This window comes from Ruegeria sp. AP11 (assembly GCF_056535865.1).
The window spans coordinates 1,116,527-1,134,163 of sequence record NZ_JBQFJB010000001.1 but is presented as its reverse complement, the minus strand read 5'-3'; the positions used below and the strand labels follow the sequence as shown (position 1 = coordinate 1,134,163).

Annotated in this window: 17 protein-coding genes; 8 read left to right on the top strand and 9 right to left on the bottom strand. The window is 59.9% G+C overall.

Translation table 11 applies throughout. The features are described 5' to 3' along the window. Window positions 1-1,491 carry an MORN repeat-containing protein gene (locus ACR3E4_RS05895; RefSeq protein ID WP_480536488.1) on the bottom strand — a complete coding sequence of 497 codons (1,491 nt, stop codon included), beginning with the start codon at window positions 1,489-1,491 and terminating at the stop codon, window positions 1-3. Window positions 1,492-1,643: 152 nt separating this feature from the next. Here ACR3E4_RS05895 and ACR3E4_RS05890 point away from each other — a divergent pair, with 152 nt between their 5' ends. From ACR3E4_RS05890 to ACR3E4_RS05880, 3 genes are all read left to right on the top strand, one after another. Continuing rightward, on the top strand, window positions 1,644-3,311 hold the full coding sequence (locus tag ACR3E4_RS05890) for an NAD+ synthase (RefSeq protein WP_480536489.1): 1,668 nt from the start codon (window positions 1,644-1,646) through the stop codon (window positions 3,309-3,311). A 265-nt stretch (window positions 3,312-3,576) separates the two neighbouring features. Beyond that, a complete protein-coding gene (locus ACR3E4_RS05885) occupies window positions 3,577-3,843 on the top strand; it encodes a hypothetical protein (protein WP_480536491.1) in 267 nt (88 codons plus the stop codon). 150 nt (window positions 3,844-3,993) lie between these two features. After that, complete coding sequence (locus ACR3E4_RS05880) at window positions 3,994-5,325, top strand: NAD(P)/FAD-dependent oxidoreductase (protein WP_480536492.1); 1,332 nt, start codon at window positions 3,994-3,996, stop codon at window positions 5,323-5,325. Between the two features lie 4 nt (window positions 5,326-5,329). On the opposite strand, the gene ACR3E4_RS05875 is transcribed toward ACR3E4_RS05880, so the two are convergent. Continuing rightward, entirely contained in the window at window positions 5,330-6,262 is a 933-nt protein-coding gene (locus ACR3E4_RS05875) for an MBL fold metallo-hydrolase (RefSeq protein WP_480536494.1), read from the bottom strand. Between the two features lie 216 nt (window positions 6,263-6,478). On the opposite strand from ACR3E4_RS05875, the gene gltX reads away from it, so the two are divergent. Next, window positions 6,479-7,804 (top strand): glutamate--tRNA ligase, encoded by a 1,326-nt coding sequence (gene gltX / locus ACR3E4_RS05870; RefSeq protein ID WP_480536495.1) that lies wholly within the window; start codon window positions 6,479-6,481, stop codon window positions 7,802-7,804. A gap of 85 nt (window positions 7,805-7,889) precedes the next feature. Here gltX and ACR3E4_RS05865 read toward each other — a convergent pair whose 3' ends face one another. Further along, entirely contained in the window at window positions 7,890-8,459 is a 570-nt protein-coding gene (locus ACR3E4_RS05865; RefSeq protein WP_480536496.1) for a gamma-glutamylcyclotransferase family protein, read from the bottom strand. A gap of 94 nt (window positions 8,460-8,553) precedes the next feature. Between ACR3E4_RS05865 and ACR3E4_RS05860 the strand changes: the two genes are divergently transcribed. Then, entirely contained in the window at window positions 8,554-9,000 is a 447-nt protein-coding gene (locus ACR3E4_RS05860) for an RrF2 family transcriptional regulator (protein ID WP_480536498.1), read from the top strand. 2 nt (window positions 9,001-9,002) lie between these two features. Here the strand turns inward: ACR3E4_RS05860 and ACR3E4_RS05855 are convergent, their stop codons facing one another. Further along, a complete protein-coding gene (locus tag ACR3E4_RS05855) occupies window positions 9,003-11,531 on the bottom strand; it encodes an ABC transporter permease (RefSeq protein WP_480536499.1) in 2,529 nt (842 codons plus the stop codon). Further along, window positions 11,528-12,223, bottom strand: a complete 696-nt coding sequence (locus ACR3E4_RS05850; RefSeq protein ID WP_480536501.1) for an ABC transporter ATP-binding protein — start codon at window positions 12,221-12,223, stop codon at window positions 11,528-11,530. Before ACR3E4_RS05850 ends, ACR3E4_RS05855 begins: the two co-directional genes overlap by 4 nt. Window positions 12,224-12,265: 42 nt before the next feature. Between ACR3E4_RS05850 and ACR3E4_RS05845 the strand changes: the two genes are divergently transcribed. Together ACR3E4_RS05845 and ACR3E4_RS05840 are read left to right on the top strand one after the other, a co-directional pair. Then, window positions 12,266-12,913 carry an arylesterase gene (locus tag ACR3E4_RS05845; RefSeq protein ID WP_480536502.1) on the top strand — a complete coding sequence of 216 codons (648 nt, stop codon included), beginning with the start codon at window positions 12,266-12,268 and terminating at the stop codon, window positions 12,911-12,913. Between the two features lie 10 nt (window positions 12,914-12,923). After that, the gene (locus tag ACR3E4_RS05840) at window positions 12,924-13,538 is read left to right on the top strand and encodes an SOS response-associated peptidase (protein ID WP_480536504.1); all 615 of its coding nucleotides are present in this window, start codon (window positions 12,924-12,926) and stop codon (window positions 13,536-13,538) included. On the opposite strand, the gene ACR3E4_RS05835 is transcribed toward ACR3E4_RS05840, so the two are convergent. Together ACR3E4_RS05835 and ACR3E4_RS05830 are read right to left on the bottom strand one after the other, a co-directional pair. Then, window positions 13,535-14,089, bottom strand: coding sequence for a L,D-transpeptidase (locus tag ACR3E4_RS05835; RefSeq protein WP_480536506.1), 555 nt, complete (start codon window positions 14,087-14,089; stop codon window positions 13,535-13,537). The genes ACR3E4_RS05840 and ACR3E4_RS05835 overlap by 4 nt on opposite strands. Window positions 14,090-14,254: 165 nt before the next feature. Next, the gene (locus tag ACR3E4_RS05830) at window positions 14,255-14,461 is read right to left on the bottom strand and encodes a cold-shock protein (protein ID WP_008757902.1); all 207 of its coding nucleotides are present in this window, start codon (window positions 14,459-14,461) and stop codon (window positions 14,255-14,257) included. 491 nt (window positions 14,462-14,952) lie between these two features. Between ACR3E4_RS05830 and ACR3E4_RS05825 the strand changes: the two genes are divergently transcribed. Next, window positions 14,953-15,861, top strand: a complete 909-nt coding sequence (locus ACR3E4_RS05825; RefSeq protein WP_480536507.1) for a hypothetical protein — start codon at window positions 14,953-14,955, stop codon at window positions 15,859-15,861. A gap of 248 nt (window positions 15,862-16,109) precedes the next feature. Here ACR3E4_RS05825 and ACR3E4_RS05820 read toward each other — a convergent pair. Both ACR3E4_RS05820 and ACR3E4_RS05815 read right to left on the bottom strand, forming a co-directional pair. Beyond that, a protein-coding gene (locus ACR3E4_RS05820) for an IS5 family transposase (RefSeq protein ID WP_480536684.1) occupies window positions 16,110-16,867 on the bottom strand; the annotation gives its coding sequence in 2 pieces (ribosomal slippage) (window positions 16,110-16,543 and window positions 16,543-16,867; 759 coding nt in all). 28 nt (window positions 16,868-16,895) lie between these two features. Then, window positions 16,896-17,636, bottom strand: a complete 741-nt coding sequence (locus tag ACR3E4_RS05815) for a DUF3800 domain-containing protein (protein WP_480534507.1) — start codon at window positions 17,634-17,636, stop codon at window positions 16,896-16,898. Between the last annotated feature and the right edge of the window lies 1 nt (window position 17,637).

The following is a 17,637-nucleotide window of genomic DNA, read 5'->3' as shown; positions in this document are numbered from 1 at the left end:
TCAGCCGTCGTTCGTGCCCGTTTCGGCCGGGTCTGACGCGGGTTCCGCTGCCTCGGGTTCTGTCGCAGGCGCATCTGGTTCAGACGGTGTCTCGGCTTCGCTTGCCAACGCGTCATTGTCCCAGACACCCGTTTCAACCTCTCCACCGGCATAGCGCATCGTGCCGTCGCCATGACGCTTGTTGTCGAGGAAGTTGCCCTCATAGACATCGCCGGTCTCATAGGTAGCGGTGCCGAAACCATTGATCTTCCCATCCAACCAAGCACCAGTATAGCTGAACCCACCGGGACGGGTCAGCGTGCCCTGACCCTGACGTTTTCCATTTTCGAATTCGCCCTCATACGTGATGCCATCCGGGAAGGTGGCTTTGCCCGTGCCATGCCGGACACCATCGACCCAATCGCCGTCGTATTGATAGCCGTTGGCGAAGGTCAGCACGCCTTTGCCGTGGCTGCGGGCGTTTCTGAACTGGCCTTTGTACATGGTGCCGTTGGGATAGGTCGCGGTGCCTGATCCTTCGAAAATGCCCGCCACCCAGTCGCCGTCATAGACGGTGCCGTTCGGATAGGTCGTGCGGCCTTTTCCGTGCGGCAGATCATCCTGAAAATCCCCGACATAGACCGAACCATCCGCATAGGTCACTTCACCCAGACCCTGAATCTGGCCGTTTTGCCATTCGCCGGTATAGCGAAAGCCGTCGGTGCTGGTGAAGGTTCCCTGCCCATTGCGCATGTCATCGGCGAAATTGCCCTCGTAAACCGCGCCGTTGGCATGGGTGACCTTGCCTTCACCCTGTCGCCGCCCGTTGGCCAGCGTGCCTTCGTAGACATCCCCGTTGGCATAAACCAGACGACCGGAACCGGTCATCGTATCCTCGACCCAGCCACCGGAATACGAGAACCCATCGGCCATGTTCTGGGTCCCGGTTCCATGACGCTGTCCGTTCTTGATGCCACCTTCATAGGTACTGCCATCGGCATAAGTGATTTTGGCCGCGCCCTCTTTCCGGCCCTCGATCCAGTCGCCGTCATAGACATAGCCGTCTGGACCGGTTAGCACGCCCTTGCCGTGGCGCTTGGCATTCTCGAAGCCGCCGTCATAGCGCATGCCGTTGGTGTATTCGGCGATACCTGCGCCGTTAATTGCACCCTCGGACCAGTCACCTTCATAGCTGCGTCCGTCGGCATAGGTGATCTTGCCCCGGCCTTCCGGCCGACCTTTGACGAAACCGCCCTCATACACCGCGCCGTTGATATAGCGGGCGATGCCCTGACCCTGGATCTCGCCTTCGACCCATTCGCCGGAATACTCGAACCCGTTGGGCAGCCGGTAGGTGCCGGTTCCGTGCCGCAAGCCGTTCTCGAACGTTCCCTCATATACGCCGCCCACATCGTCATCCGCGACGACGACCTGACCGCTTTGCTGCGCCAGCGCGGCCTGCGCCATCAGGGACAAGGTTGCTGCGGCAATGGAAATGCGGAATGCGTTCATGATCGTACCTGCCTGCGGGGTATCTTGGTTGTTGTTCCGCGGCAAAACTAGGATACCGCCGGGGACAGAGCAACGGCTTTTGCCGCATTTGCCTTTTACTTGCGCTGTGATCTGCTAAATCCCTGAAAGACTGACGCAGGCAAGAGGGCAAGATGGCCGATCGTTTCCGTATCACTCTGGCGCAGCTGAACCCGACCGTTGGGGATATCGACGGCAATGCGGCCAAGGCCGCCGCCGCATGGGCCGAAGGGCGCGATGCGCAGGCCGATCTGGTGGCGCTGCCCGAGATGTTCATTACCGGGTACAACACTCAGGATCTGGTGATGAAGCCGGTGTTTCACCGGGCAGCGATGGCGGCGGTCGAGGCGCTGGCCGAACAATGCGCCAATGGTCCTGCGCTGGCTATTGGCGGTCCCTGGGTTGAAGATGGCAAGCTCTATAACGCTTACCTGATCCTCAAGGGCGGTCGGATTGTCAGCAAGGTTCTGAAACATCACCTGCCGAATGAGACGGTCTTTGACGAGGTCCGCCTGTACGATGCAGGTCCTTTGGGCGGGCCCTATGCGGTCGGCAATATCCGCATCGGCAGCCCGATCTGCGAGGATGGCTGGCACGAGGACGTGGCCGAAACGCTTGAAGAAACCGGGGCCGAGTTTCTGCTGATCCCCAATGGCTCGCCCTATTTCCGCGACAAGTACGATATCCGGCTGAACCACATGGTCTCGCGCGTGGTCGAGACCGGATTGCCGCTGATCTATCTGAATATGGTCGGTGGTCAGGATGATCAGATCTTCGACGGCGCAACGTTCGGCCTGAATCCGGGCGGAGAGCTGGCGTTCCGGATGCCGGTCTTCGACGAGGTGGTGCAGCATATCGACCTAATGCGGGGCGACGACGGCTGGCAGATCGCTGCGGGCGAGATCGTGCCGCAACCGGACGCATGGGAGCAGGACTATCGCGCCATGGTGCAATCGCTGCGCGATTATATGGCCAAGACCGGGTTCAGGAAGGCGGTGCTGGGTCTGTCGGGCGGTGTTGACTCGGCGCTTGTTGCGACCATCGCGGTGGATGCGATCGGGGCCGATAATGTGCGCGGTGTTATGTTGCCGTCGGAATATACCAGCCAAAGCTCATTGGACGATGCCAAGGCGGTCGCGCAGGCGTTGGGCGTGCATTACGACTTTGTGCCGATTTCGCAGGGGCGGGCCGCGGTAACCGAAACTTTGGCCCCGCTGTTCGAAGGGCGCGATGAAGACCTGACCGAAGAGAATATTCAGTCTCGATTGCGCGGGCTGTTGCTGATGGCGGTCTCGAACAAGTTTGGCGAGATGCTGCTGACCACCGGAAACAAGTCCGAGGTCGCGGTGGGTTATGCCACGATCTATGGCGACATGAATGGCGGCTATAACCCGATCAAGGACCTGTACAAAACCCGCGTTTTCGAAACCTGCCGCTGGCGCAATGCAAATCACCGCGATTGGATGATGGGTCCGCAAGGCGAGGTCATTCGCCCTTCGGTCATCGACAAGCCGCCCAGTGCCGAATTGCGCGAAGATCAGAAGGACAGCGACAGCCTGCCCGACTATCCGGTGCTGGATGCGATTCTGGATATACTGGTGGATCAGGATGGCTCGGTCGCCGATTGTGTGGCTGCCGGCTTCGATGAGGCCGAGGCGCGGCGGGTGGAGCATCTGATCTACATCAGCGAATACAAGCGCTTCCAATCTGCACCGGGCACCCGGCTGACGCCACGCGCTTTCTGGCTGGACCGGCGTTACCCCATCGTGAATCGCTGGCGCGACCGGGGCCAGAGGCCTTAGGCACCCTATCGTTTACAGATATTGCGCAATTCGAATTGTGGTTGTGGATTGTTCGTCAATGCCGGCCGTTTGGCGGGATTGGCGGGCGTGATCCTTGCTTTTTGGCCCTTTTTTGGACACATTTAAGACCGGGGTTTGCCTCATATCGGGCAAACGTGACGCAATCTTGTGCTTTGACCTGAATTATCGGGGTTATCAGCCAAATGCGTTCAACTGGGGGAAGGCATCCGTGTGTTGGATGCCAGTATAGGTATTGGTGGTCAAAATGACATATGGGTACGACAAGCCGCTTCATACTCGGACGCAACTGCAGACCATGGAGTCGGCGCCGCGAGAGTTGAATGAAGAAGCGCTGGATATCTCAATTGCGGATATCCTGAATCAGGAGAAGCCCGCGCCCATGGCCGAGGCACAGCCCGTGCGCACTGAATTTCCAGTGCTGCGGCCACAAGAGGCGCTTGCTGTGCAACCTGAGCCGGGAATTGGTGCCGTGTTGCGCCAGAAGTGGGCACAGCTGTCCGGCGCGGCTTAGGTCGCCGACCAATCGGCGCGCCTGTAGAGGTCGCGCGTTGGCCGAATGGCCACAGTTGCAGTAAACCCTCGGATGGATATCTGTTCCGCATTGTCACCGCAGGTCCAATCAGGCTGGATGAGGCTTCGATAAACCAATTCCGAGCGGTTGATGCCTGGCCCGAGCCCGACCCCTGTCGAACCTGATCTTACTCTTCCAAAAAACGTGGATGTCGTCGTTATCGGTGGCGGCATTATCGGTGCGTCGACCGCGCTGGAACTGGCCGAACGGGGCGTGTCCGTCCTGTTGTGCGAAAAAGGCCGGATCGCGGGCGAACAGAGCTCGCGCAATTGGGGTTGGGTGCGCCTTGGTATGCGTGACCCGCGTGAAATTCCCCTGATGATACAGTCGCTTCGCCTCTGGCAGGAACTGGACGCGCGGATCGGACGTAAGACGGGCTATGTCCAATCCGGCATTCTGTTTGGGGCTTCGGGTCGCCGTAGCGAAGGCAATCTGACAAAATGGCTTGGAAACGTTGCGGGGCTGCAGACCGGCGCACGCATGATCTCGGGCGCAGAATTGAACGATCTGCTGCCAGGCAACGGTACGGGGCAGCGTTCCGCGCTGTATATGCCGCAGGACGGGCGTGCTGAACCGCAATGGGCGGCACCCGCCATCGCCGAAGCTGCACGGGATCAGGGCGCCGCCCTCATGACAAATTGCGCGGTGCGCAGCGTCGACTTACAGGCAGGGCGCATCGCGGGGGTTTTCACCGAGAGGGGCCGTGTGGCCTGCAGCCATGTGGTGCTGGCTGGTGGTGTCTGGTCCCGCTTGTTTGCCGGGAACACCGGGATCGCGCTGCCGCAGCTCAAGGTATTGAACACGGTGATGCGGTCGTCTCCGGCGGAGCCCGCCCCCGAGGTTGCGCTGTGGAGCGATGATTTCGCTATGCGCAAGCGGGCAGATGGCGGGCACACCATCGCGTCGGGGCATGAGAACACGGTTGATATCGTGCCCGACAGCTTTCGTTTGGCGTGGCAATTTCTGCCCGCGCTCGGTCAGGACTGGCGCTCGCTACGCTTTCGCCTGTCGCGCCGTTGGATGACCGAGGCGCGACAGGACCGCAGCTGGCTGCCCACCGACGTCACCCCGTTCGAGCATTGCCGGGTTCTGGACCCCGAACCGTCGCAGAAAGTGTTGCGGAAGGTCTGGGCAACCGCACGCAAAGCCTTCCCGGCGCTGGACGAGGCTGAGATCGTGCAAAGTTGGGCCGGAATGATCGACGTGACGCCGGATGCAATTCCGGTGATCTCGGGCGTCGAGAGCACACCGGGTCTGTTCATAGCAACCGGATTCTCAGGCCACGGGTTTGGTATCGGTCCCGGTGCCGGACGGCTTGCGGCCGATCTTGTAATGCAGACTGATCCTTGCGTCGATCCGACCGCCTTTCGCCTTTCCCGGTTTACGGATGGGTCAAAAGTGCGGCCGAACCCGGGATACTAACGCCTCAGCCCATCAACTGATAGCTGACCGGCACAAAGCGGAACCCGTCGCCGCGGGTTTCGACGAAACCGGCTGCTGGGAAGGGCATGTGATAGCCGATCATCGGCACCTTGTCCGCGGCCAGCATTCCCAGCACATCGCGGCGTGACTGCGTGGCGGCGGCTTTGTCCATGTCAAAGCGCACCTCCCATTCGGGATGCGCGAAGGACCAGACATAGTGATTGGCCAGATCCGCCGTCAGAACCAGACGTTGGCCGTTGCTTTCTAGATGATAGACCATGTGGCCCGGCGTGTGCCCGAACGCGGCCATGCCCGTGATGCCCGAGGCAACTTCGCCCCCATCCCCGATAAAGCTCATCTTCTCGGCCAGCGGCGTGACCTTGGCCGCAACCAGATCACCGACCCGGTTGCCCGCGTCCTGTGCGGCCCAGAAATCATATTCCGGCGCTGCGGTCACATAGCGGGCGTTGGCAAAGGTCGCGGCATCATTGGTGGTCATGCCGCCAATGTGGTCTGGATGCATGTGAGTGATGACCACAACGTCAATCTGATCCGGCGTTACGCCTACATCCGCAAGTGCGGCCTGAATGCCGCCCTGACCAAGTCCGGTGTCGAACAGAACAAGCTCGGACCCGGTATTCACCAGTGTCGGGGTGAAGAAGAAATGCGCCTTATCTGCAGGAATGAAATTCTCGGCCGAAACTTTCGCGAACTCCTCGTCCGATGCGCCGCCTCCGAAAATCTCTTTGGCACCGTCTCGCGGCAGACTGCCGTCCAGCAGAGTGGTGACGGTGAAATCGCCCAGAGCAAAGGATTTGGCGATGGTCGAATTGGCTTTGGCCTCGGCACCTGCGGCAAGAACAGGCGCGGCCGCTGTCGCAAATGGCAAAGCTGCAGCCGTGCCAAGGGCCGCGCGGCGGGTCATCTTGATGGTCATTTCTGGTCTCCCTATCAGCGCATAATGTTTTCAACTAGGTCAGTCTGAGTCTGCTGCCAGTTTATACCCTTGTCACAATATCTGCGTGCTTGAACATTACGTGTGAATTTTTGTTTATGTCGCGAGCGTGTATCTACTTGGAACCACCACTTGTTCCGTCATTCGCTGGACAATTCGCCAATCCTGTGACAAGAGCCGCGCCAACAGGAGACACCCATGACCACCACCCGTTTCGCCCCGTCACCCACCGGATACATCCATGTGGGCAACCTGCGCACAGCCCTGATGAACTATCTGATCGCCCGAAAGGCGGGCGGCACGTTCATCCTGCGCATCGACGACACCGACCCCGAGCGGTCGAAGGAAGAATATGTCGATGCGATCAAGCGGGATCTGGACTGGCTGGGCCTGCACTGGGACCGGGTCGAGCGTCAGTCGGAGCGTCTGGATCGCTATGCCGAGGCTGCTGACAAATTGCGCGAAATGGGCCGGTTCTATGAGGCGTTTGAAACGCCCACCGAGCTGGACCTCAAGCGCAAGAAGCAACTGAACATGGGCAAGCCGCCGGTTTACGACCGGGCCGCGCTGAACCTCAGCGATGCCGAGAAAGAGGCGCTGCGCGCCGAGCGTGGCAATGGCGTCTGGCGGTTCAAGCTGGATCATGAGCGGATCGAGTGGACCGACGGTATTCTGGGCGATATTTCGATCGATGCGGCTTCGGTCTCTGATCCGGTGCTGATCCGGGGGGACGGTCAGGTGCTTTATACCATCGCGTCGGTGGTGGATGATACCGAGATGGGCGTCACGGACGTCGTGCGCGGCTCGGATCACGTGACCAATACTGCGACGCAGATTCAGATCATTCAGGCGTTGGGTGGTAATTGCCCGCGCTTTGCCCATCACTCGCTGCTGACCGGTCCGCAGGGCGAGGCGCTGTCCAAACGTCTGGGCACGCTGGCGCTGCGCGATCTGCGTGAGCAGGGCGTTCAGCCGATGGCTTTGCTCAGTCTGATGGCGCGTCTGGGTTCTTCTGATCCGGTGGAATTGCGTTCGGACATGGCCGAATTGATCGACGGCTTCGATGTCAGCCGTTTCGGAGCGGCACCGACCAAGTTCGATGTACAGGACCTGTTCCCGCTGACCTCGAAACATCTGCAATCGCTGCCGCTGGCTGACGTGGCCGGGGCAGTCGCGGATGCGGGCGTTCCCGCAGAGCTGGCCGAGCCGTTCTGGGCCATGGCGCGCGAGAACATCACCACTCTGGGTGATCTCAAAGGCTGGTGGGAACTGTGCCGGGACGGGGCTGAACCTCTGATCGATGACGAGGATCGCGCATTTATTGCCGAGGCCATGGCGCTGCTGCCCGAAGGCTCGTTCGACGGCGAGACATGGGGCAGCTGGACCAAGGCGGTGAAAGAGGCCACAGGCCGCAAGGGCAAGGGGCTGTTCATGCCGTTGCGCAAGGCGTTGACGGGTATGGAGCGTGGGCCGGAGATGGCAGCGCTGCTGCCTTTGCTGCAGGTGATCCGGGCGCGCGGGTAGCGGAATCCCGCCTTACGGCGCTTGCTAACGGCGAAAATATTGTTGAACAAAAGAAGGGGCGGGCCGGTGTGCCTGCCTCTTTTCTTTATGCGGGGTGGGCGATCCTGCTGCCCAAACGGGTCAGGTGGTCGTCGACAAATCGGATCTCGTCCGGGTTCAGCTGCTGGTGGCGCGGATAGCGGGGTTCAGCGCGGTCGTTCAGGATTGGCGCCTCCCAGCCATCGGTTGTTGCAAAGAACCGAGCTGCGCCTTCGGGGCCGAACGCACGCAGGTAACCCTGCACTACGACATCGATATAGCTGAGCAGCAAGGGATGTTGATCTGATGGCTCGGTGTGCCTGCCCTGCGGAACCGCATAGACTGCGATATCGACCGCATGCGTAAGCGGGTGCGTGACGGCGTGAGTGGCGGCGATGCGGTCATAGGCCCATTCACGCTCGTCCAACGCCGCCCAGTCGTTTCCGGGCACATGGGCAATCATGCCGTCGATCTCTGATTCCGGATCGGGGATTGCCGTTAAAAAGGCAACGGGGCGCAGGTCGGTATGCCTCCAGGCGCGCCGCCAGCCTTTCAGCCGGGCCGGTCGCGGATCGGGGAAGTCATGCGTCGCGAGGTTCACGAGGCTGCCATAGCCAAAGAAATAGGGGTCTGCCATGCGGGCCACGTCCTTCGGTAACAATTGATGTATGTCAAACAGTCTTTTTACGAGACATGCAATAAGGCTTCATCTTGTTATGAGGGAGGCCGCTATGCGGATTACCAAACGGACAAATATCGCCGTGCGCCTGTTGATGTATTGCGCAGCCCATCAGGATCGGCTGGTAACCAAATCCGAGATCGCCGAAGTCTGCAACATCTCGGAAAACCATCTGGCGCAAGTGATCAATCAGCTTAGTCAGCTGGAGTATCTGAGCACACAGCGTGGCCGCAACGGTGGCATGGCGCTGGCCCGGCCTGCGGACCAGATTCGCATCGGGTCGGTCTTTCGCCACGTGGAAGGCGGTCTGCCGATCGCCGAGTGTTTTGCGGATGCCGACAACACCTGCCCCCTGACCGATGCCTGCCGGCTGCGGCTGGCGCTTCAGGACGCGGCCGAGGTGTTTTATGCCTCGCTGGATGAAATCACGCTGGACGCATTGGTTTGCGACAACGATCAGCTGCTGAAGATTTTGCAACCCGTTGCCTGCATGCGCTGAAATCAATCGCTGGCGCGCAGGATGCGCGCTGGCCGAACCGAGAGCGGGCGCAGGGCGAAGGCCACGCCCGCGCCCAGCGTCACACCGATGCCCGCCAGCACAATGCCGAGGGCCGAGGGCCAGATGATCGTGAACCCGGTATCGAAGATATAGGTGGCAACCGCCCAACCGCCCAGGATTCCCGTCAGCAGCGCGACACAGCCCGCCGCCGCGCCCAACAGGATCGCGCGCAGGGCAAAGCTGCGCAGGATGCGACCGCGATCAGCCCCGAGCGTTTTCAGGATCGCCGCCTCGTAGCGCCGTGCGGGTTCACCCGCCGCTGCGGCACCGATCAGAACCAGAAACCCGGTCAGCAACGAGACGCCTGCGCCATAAGATGTGGCTGCGGCAAGCCCTGCAAGCAAGCCGGAGACACGGTCGATGGCGTCCCGCACCCGGACCGCAGTGATATTCGGGAACTGCCCCGCCAGATCCCGCAGGATGGCGGCCTCGGCCTGTTCCTCGGCATAGACTGTCGCAATGAAGCTGTGGGGGGCGCCTGCAAGCGCCTGCGGGTTCATGGACATGACGAACCCCATGCCTGCGGTCGAGAAGTCAACCTCGCGCAGGGATGTCAGTTCGGCGGTGATATCGCGGCCGAGGATGTTCACCGTCAACTCATCGCCCAGTTTCAGGCCCATCTCAGCGGCCTCTTCGGCGGCGAAGCTGACTTGCGGCGGGCCCGAGTAGCCCTCAGGCCACCAGCTGCCATCCGTGATGCGGGCGTTTTGTGGTGGCTGGTCCGAATAGGTGACGCCCCGGTCGCCTTCCAGAACCCAATGATCCCCCGCCACCTCGCGGGCGGGCTGGCCATTGATCCGGGTGATGATCCCGCGCAACATTGGCGCGCTTTCGATGCGGCTGACGGCAGAGTCGGTTTCCAGCCGCTCGGTAAAGCCCGGCATCTGGTCTTTCTGGATGTCGACGAAGAAATAGGATGGCGCCACATCCGGCAGGTTGCCCGAGATGGCGTTGCGCAGCGTTCCATCGATCTGGCCCACCGCTGCCAGAACCGACAGGCCAAGCCCCAGAGACAGGACCACGGAGGATGCGCCTTCACGCGGGTCGGAAATGGCGGACAGGGCCCACCGCAAGGCCGGGCGGCCTCGGGCCCATGGTGTTCCGATCCGGGCCAGTTTGCGGATCAGGAAGGCCGAAAGCGCCAGCAAAGCAAGCGCACCGGCCAGACCACCGCTGGTCCAAAGCGTCAGCCAGGTTGATCCGCTGAACCACGCAGCCGCGCCGATCAACAAAGCCAGACCGATGGCTGTTGCCACGACATAGATCAGGCGCGGCAGGCTGCGCGCCGTTGACAAGGCGTCGCGGAACAGGGTCGCGGCGCGCACCTCTTCGGTTCTGGCCAGCGGCCAGAGCGTGAAAAGGAAAGCGGTTAACACCCCATAGAGCGCGGCCTCGGTCAGTGGGTGAGCGTAAAGCGAGAAGACGGCGGGAACAGGCAGGCGGGTTTCGATGATGGGGGCGATCAACAGCGGGATTGCGCCGCCCAGGACGAGGCCAAGGATGATACCAACGCCCGAGAGAACTCCGATCTGGATCATATAGGTCTGGAAGATCGTTGCCCGATCCGCCCCGAGTGTGCGCAGCGTGGCGATGGTTTCCGTTTTCTGGGCCAGATAAGCGCGCACGGCGGCGGATACGCCGATGCCGCCGACCGCGAGGCCTGAGAGGCCGACGAGGATCAGAAAGGCACTCAGGCGGCCCACGAACTCGGATATACCCGGTGCGCCGTTGCGCGCGTCGGTCCAGCGCATTCCGGTGCCGTCGAATGCTTGCTCTGCCCTGGTCGCCAGCGCCTGAAGCGCTGCATCCGGCGGCAGGTCAAGCCGGTATTTGGTCGAGAACAACGTGCCCGGTGCCAGTAGGCCCGAGGTCTGCAAATCCTGCGTACGGACCAACGTGCGCGGCCCCAGGGCAAACCCGTCTGCAGCGCCGTCCGGCTCGTGTTCCAGCGATGCCATCAGGACAAAGGACTGTGTTCCGAGGGCGAACCGGTCGCCTATGGAAAGGCCCATCCGGTCGATAAGAGACGGATCCATCACTGCGCCTGGCAAACCGTCGGACCCTTGGAACGCGTCGGACAAGAGCATCTCTGGCAGCAATCGGACTGTGCCCAACAGTGGATAGGCATCATCCACCGACTTTACCTGCGTCAGGCCACGCTGGACTTCTTCGCCGTCACCCGCGACGGCCATAGACCGGAAATCGACGACCTCCGAGACCGCCTGAGCGGTGTTTTCCATCCACGCGCGTTCCTGATCATCGGCAAAGCGATAGGTGAACTCCAGCTGCGCATCGCCGCCCAGCAGCGCGGCCCCTTCCTGCGTCAGACCGGTCTGAATCGCCTGCCGTACCGAACCCACTGCGGCAATCGCCGCGACCCCAAGGGCGAGACAGGCAAGAAACACCCGAAACCCGCGCAACCCGCCGCGCAGCTCGCGCCGTGCCAGCCGCCCGGCCATGCGCAGGCTCATTCGGCGGCCTCGCGCCTTGTATCTTCGGCCACCCGGCCATCCCGCAAACGTATGACGCGGTCGCATTTCTGCGCCAATCTGTGGCTGTGCGTGACCAGGATCAGAGTTGCGCCGTGACGGTCGCGCAACCCGAACAACAGGTCGATGATCGCGGCCCCGTTGGTTTCGTCCAGATTGCCAGTGGGTTCGTCCGCCAACAGGATCTGCGGGCGCGGGGCCGCCGCACGGGCCAGAGCGACGCGTTGCTGCTCGCCCCCCGACAATTGCGCCGGGTAGTGGTCCCGGCGATGGGACAGGCCCACGGCGTCCAGTTCGGCCTGAGCGCGCGAAAACGCGTCCTTGTGGCCCGCCAGTTCCAGCGGGGTGGCTACATTTTCCAGCGCCGTCATCGTCGGGATCAGGTGAAAGTTCTGAAACACGATTCCCATCGCATCGCGCCGGAAGCGGGCCAGAGCGTCTTCGGTCATCGCACCCAGATCGTGACCCAACGCGCTGACGCGACCCGCGGTGGCCTGTTCCAGGCCGCCCATCAACATCAGCAATGATGATTTGCCCGACCCGGACGGGCCGACCAGCCCCAGCGTTTCGCCCTTGTCCACGGTCAAAGAGATATCATGCAGGATATCCACCCGACCGGCATTGCCATCCAGCGATAAAGCGGCATCTTGGAGGGAGAGAACAGGTATCGTCATCAATCAGCCCAGTTAGGGGAGTGTGGTCCATTGGGATATGGCGTGAAACGGAAGCTGCGCAAGGCTTTGATCCCCGTCGCGTTGATCTGTTGCGGTTTTGCAGCGACGGCCGAGCCGATCGTGATCGCCGCACTGGGGGATTCTCTGACGCAAGGCTATGGCTTGCCGGAGCAGGATGGCTTTGTCCCGCAATTGCAGCGCTGGCTGCAGGATCAGGGCGCAGAGGTTCGGTTGATCAACGCAGGCGTGTCCGGTGACACCACCGCCGGAGGGGCGGCGCGGGTCGACTGGACCCTGACGCCCGACGTGGATGGAATGATCGTGGCGCTTGGCGGCAATGACCTTTTGCGTGGCATCGACCCAGATGTCTCGCGTGCCAACCTTCAGGCGATCCTCAGCGCGGCCGATGCTTCTGAGGTCGAGGTGCTACTGATCGGTATGCAGGCCCCGGGCAATTACGGGGCCGATTACAAGCAGCGTTTCGACGGCATGTACCCTGAACTGGCCCGGCAATTCGACGCGCTTTATGCCGAGAGCTTCTTTGAAGGCCTGAGGGCCTCGGGCGATCCGGCGGTGGCGCGGCAGTATATGCAACCGGATGGGATTCATCCCAACGCGCAGGGCGTGTCTAAGATCGTTGAAGCGTTGGGGCCCGAGGTGTTGATCCTGGCCGAGGAGGCCGCGAAATAGGAGGGGTCCGATGCCCGGACGGTTCTTTCTGACACGACCGGTATCTCAGATCGCCGACGATTTGGGGGTTCAGGGTAGCCTTCCGCAGCAATCGCCACGCCATAACATCCAGCCGGGGCAGGAAGTGGTGGTTCTGACCCGCGACGGGCTGGCTCTCATGCGCTGGGGGATGATCCCCGTTGGTCGTGTAAATGCGCGCGGGCGTCCGGTGATGGAGACCATCATCAACGCCCGATCCGAGACGGTTTTCGACAAAAGCGCCTTCGAAGGCGTCGGACGTGCGGTGATTCCGGTTGACGGCTGGTACGAGTGGACCGGAGAGAAGCGGCGCAAAACAGCCTGGCGTATCTCGGCGCAGGATGGATCACCTTTGCTGTTTGCCGCAATCACCGACGCCTGGCAGGCACCCGGAGGGTTGCGCGTCGATCAGGTGGCCGCGGTGACCTGTGCGCCAAATGCGGACGTGGAGCCGATCCATCATCGGATGGGGGTGTTGCTTGACCGGGATGCGGTTCAGATGTGGCTGACCGGAACGGAAGAACAGGCCAAAAACCTTGTGCGCCCATGGCCCGAAGGGCGGCTGCGCATCGAGCAGGCGGACGATGTAGATTGGTCGGGTCCCTAGACCACTGTTACCACGGTTCCGATCGGCACCCGGTTGTAAAGGTCGATCACATGCTCATTCAGCATCCGAATGCACCCGTTCGATACCGCACGCCCAATGGTCTGCGGCTGCGTCGTCCCGTGAATGCGGAAATACGTATCGACCCCGTTCTGGAACAGGTACAGCGCGCGCGCGCCCAACGGATTATCCCCTCCGCCCGGTTGCACATATTCGTTGTCCTTGAAACGTGCATAGGCCACCGGATCACGCTCGATCATCTCATCGGTCGGTCGCCATGGGGGCCATTCTTTCTTGACGTCGATGGTTGCGGTGCCGGTGAACTCCAACCCCGCCTTGCCGACGCCGCAGCCATAGCGGACCGCTTTGCGCGGCTCGGTCACGTAATACAGATAGAAAGATCGCGGCACGACCAGCAGTTGACCGGGCAGAAATTGTTTCTTGACCCGCACGAATTGCGGCGTGGGATCATACTCCACCGCCTTCTTGGCGCTGGCGATACCCGGCATCAGGCTTGCAGCCGTTCCGGCAAGAAACACGCGGCGTGTGAACATGGTGGGCCTCTTCAATTGACCAATTCAATCGTGACGTCACTGTCAGGATGATAGCAAATCTGGTCAATTCTAGGGCAGGTATTACCAAAATGTGATGTGTTCTGTGGCCCTGACATCACGCAATACGAATAGGGGCGAGGATTGCGCCTCACCCCATTCCCGAGCTTATGCCAGCTCGATATTGTCTGCGCTTTCGCGACCGTCACGGCCGGCGCGCAGCTCGTAGGTGACTTTCTGGTTGTCGGCCAGACCGGTCAGGCCCGAGCGTTCCACGGCCGAGATGTGCACGAACACGTCTTTGCCGCCTTCTTCCGGTGCGATGAAGCCGAAGCCTTTGGTGGTGTTGAACCATTTTACGGTGCCTGCGGGCATATCCGTTATCTCCTGTTTGGTGCTGCCCACGGAGTTGCGGCAGCCTGGCGTCGTCGGTCTGGATCGAGTGACTGAGCGCCGTAGAAGGAGACAGTAGGTCGAAATAGAAAAACGTATGCCCTTTGCATATGGCATCGGGGCGGGAATGTGGCAAGGGTGGATTGTCTGGTTTGTACAAGGGTTAAAGGGTGGATCGTCCGACTTGTACAAGTTTCCGCCGATGGGTTTGGTTATTGATTTGCAGGTTTTTGGTAGGGTAGTGCGATTGTATCGGGTCATAGGTTGCCCTACGGGTGCGGTGCCTATATCGACTTGCCTGTCCGCCCAGAGTGGCCTGCAACGCGAAACTTTGGGTCAGGACGAGAAAGGCTCGGTCCGATCCGGTCAATGCGGAAAACTATCAAAATACTAACCAAATATTCGGCTTTCAAATGACGTATAGCTCAACTATTTTCGGCTACCATTGACAGTCTCATCCAAAGGCCGGTTCCTTGAATGCACGAATAGATTTTACCGGGCGATTGATCGTCCATATCGGGCCACACAAGACTGGCAGCAGCTCGATCCAGAAATTTCTTTCCAAACATATGGACCGGTTGAAAACGCAAGGCGTATTGTACCCTATCGCCGGACGGTCTGACAGCAAGGAGCTCAGGATCAACCATCACCCATTGATCAAGGAACTAGTCGATGATCCGGTGCAGGGTGGGGCAGATTATTGGCAGGCACTTGCGTCGGAAATCCAGCAAGCGCAGCCCGATATCGTAGTTTTATCGAGCGAGGTTCTGGCCCGAGAAGGCAATTCTGCGGACGTCGTCCAGACCGTTCGCAACGTTTTTAGCCAGGCCCAACGCGAATGGGTTCTGTATCTGCGACGCCAGGACGATCTGATTGTTTCCCGATATGCCGAACGGATCAGAACGGGCCAAAGCAGCTGGCCCAGCACGATCCAGTCCCTGAATCAGCCCCGGCTTCTTGATCACGAGCTGAGAATCTCCCGGCTGCGAGAGATCGTTGGCAGCGACGCGATTATCCCGATTTCTTTTGATGCGACAAAGAAAAACCTGATCGCGAAGTTCTTCGAACGCCTGTCGCTGGACCTGCCTGACGGGGTCAAAAAACTGAATGTCCACCGGAACAAATCCGCGCATTGGGGCGCTTTGCGCCTGATCAGGCTGGCCAACGCCCTGCCGAAATTCATGGGCATGCCGTTGAGGGCGAAGCTGCTGAAATTGTCCAAGGATCCGGAAAGTCTGAAGTTCATGGACCGGACAGCGCCGATCAAGCAGGCCGAACGCGATGCCATTATGCAAACCTATTTTGCGAGCAATCAGCGGGTCGAAGAACTGCTCCCCGAGGCGGAGAGGGTTTTGAATGAAGAGAAGCGCGGAAAGTCGTAGGATTGGTGAGAGCACCCATCATTTGCGAGGTTGGACTTTGGAAGTGGTTTGGTATGCGGGAACAGATCGTGCGAGTGCTCGGGTAGGGTCGTTGTGTGGGTGATGGGATGAAACCCCCATCTTATGCTTGTTAGTCACTTCATGCTGTCGCGCAGAGCGGCCAAACTTGCAAATGGTCCGCTAGCTGGAGATTTTACCTCTCTACGAGGTCTTTTGTCTAATAGACTGTTCTTTTTTAGGGTCAGGATTCATAACCAGTAGATGACGACGGCTGCGAGCGCGATGGCCGAGAGGAAGACCTTGGGACACCTGTCGTAGCGGGTTGCCACGCGTCTCCAGTCTTTGAGCCTGCCGAACATGATCTCAATGCGGTTGCGCCGTTTGTATCGGCGCTTGTCGTATTTCACGGTCTTCTTGCGCTGTTTTCGTCCAGGGATGCAGGCGCGTATCCCTTTGTCTTTCAACGCATCTCTGAACCAGTCGGCGTCGTAGCCTCGGTCTCCGAGCAGCCATTCGACCTTTGGCAAACCGCCCAGCAATGCCCGTGCGCCGATATAGTCACTGACCTGTCCGGCGGTGATGAAGAGGTCGAGCGGTCGTCCCTGGCTGTAGCAAATGGCGTGAAGCTTGGTGTTCATACCACCTTTGGTCCGGCCAATCAGGCGACCGCGCCCCCCTTTTTAGCGGCCATGCTGGTCGCTGTTCGATGTGCCTTCAGGTAGGTCGCGTCGATCATGACTGTCTTCTGTTCGCCGTGCTCGGCAGCTAGCCCCACCATCATCCGCGCGAATATGCCCTTTTCGCTCCAGCGCTTCCAACGGCTATAAAGCGTCTTGTGTGGGCCATAGGCTTCAGGAGCGTCGCGCCACCTTAACCCATTGCGGTTGATGAAAATTATCCCGCTCAGAATCCGCCTGTCGTCGACCCTTGGCTTACCGTGCGACTTTGGAAAGTAGGGTTTCAGACGCGCCATCTGTGCGTCGGTCAGCCAGAAAAGATTGCTCATGTCACCGCTCTGTTTTCGGAGCCGTGAATCACGCAGCGCTCGGGAAATCAATGCATCCTGACCCTAGGTCGTTCAGGCGGTCCGAAAAGATCTCTCGCAAATAAGCGTAGTCTTGGTACTCTTCTGGGCAAACTTCATATGCGGCCAGGCGGCCTACCAACGTCGCAATCCAATCTGCGGCTTGAATGTTCTGGTTGAGGTAACTCTCCACTTCAAATGGCGGACTTGCAAGATGAATACACGGTTTATGCCCGAACATTGTTTTTGCGGCACATTCCAATAGTTCTTTACGTGCTGAATGTTGGTCTACGATAACTACGAAGCTGCTATTGCGCGAATGGCAAAAACGATCAAGTTGCCGCAGTGTATGAGCGAAGCAGGTAGTGTAAAGACCTATTGAGTTCAGGTCCTCGTGTAGCCCGCGCTTTTTCTCTCGCCCGTAGTAGAATAGATGTCCCCCAGAATCGCCGACTTTTTTCATTACGCGATGTAACAGGCGACGAGCTTCCGTGTATTGCCGCATCGGCTTTGGTCGAATAAATGAGGTGCCTTTCTTCTCCCACTTCGCGGCCATCTTGCCAGTGCTATCGATTTCGGCTTTGAAGTTCAGCCCCTTTTGCTTAAGAAAATAGCTCGCAAAAGGGCGAACGGCTTCCTCCGGCAGTATTATCCCGGCTAGCCCAAAAACTGGGCTTTCATTGTGTTTTCTAGACGATCTTTCTATGTATGGGCCAATGTGCCCAAACTCATCGAGGTAGACGAAGTACATT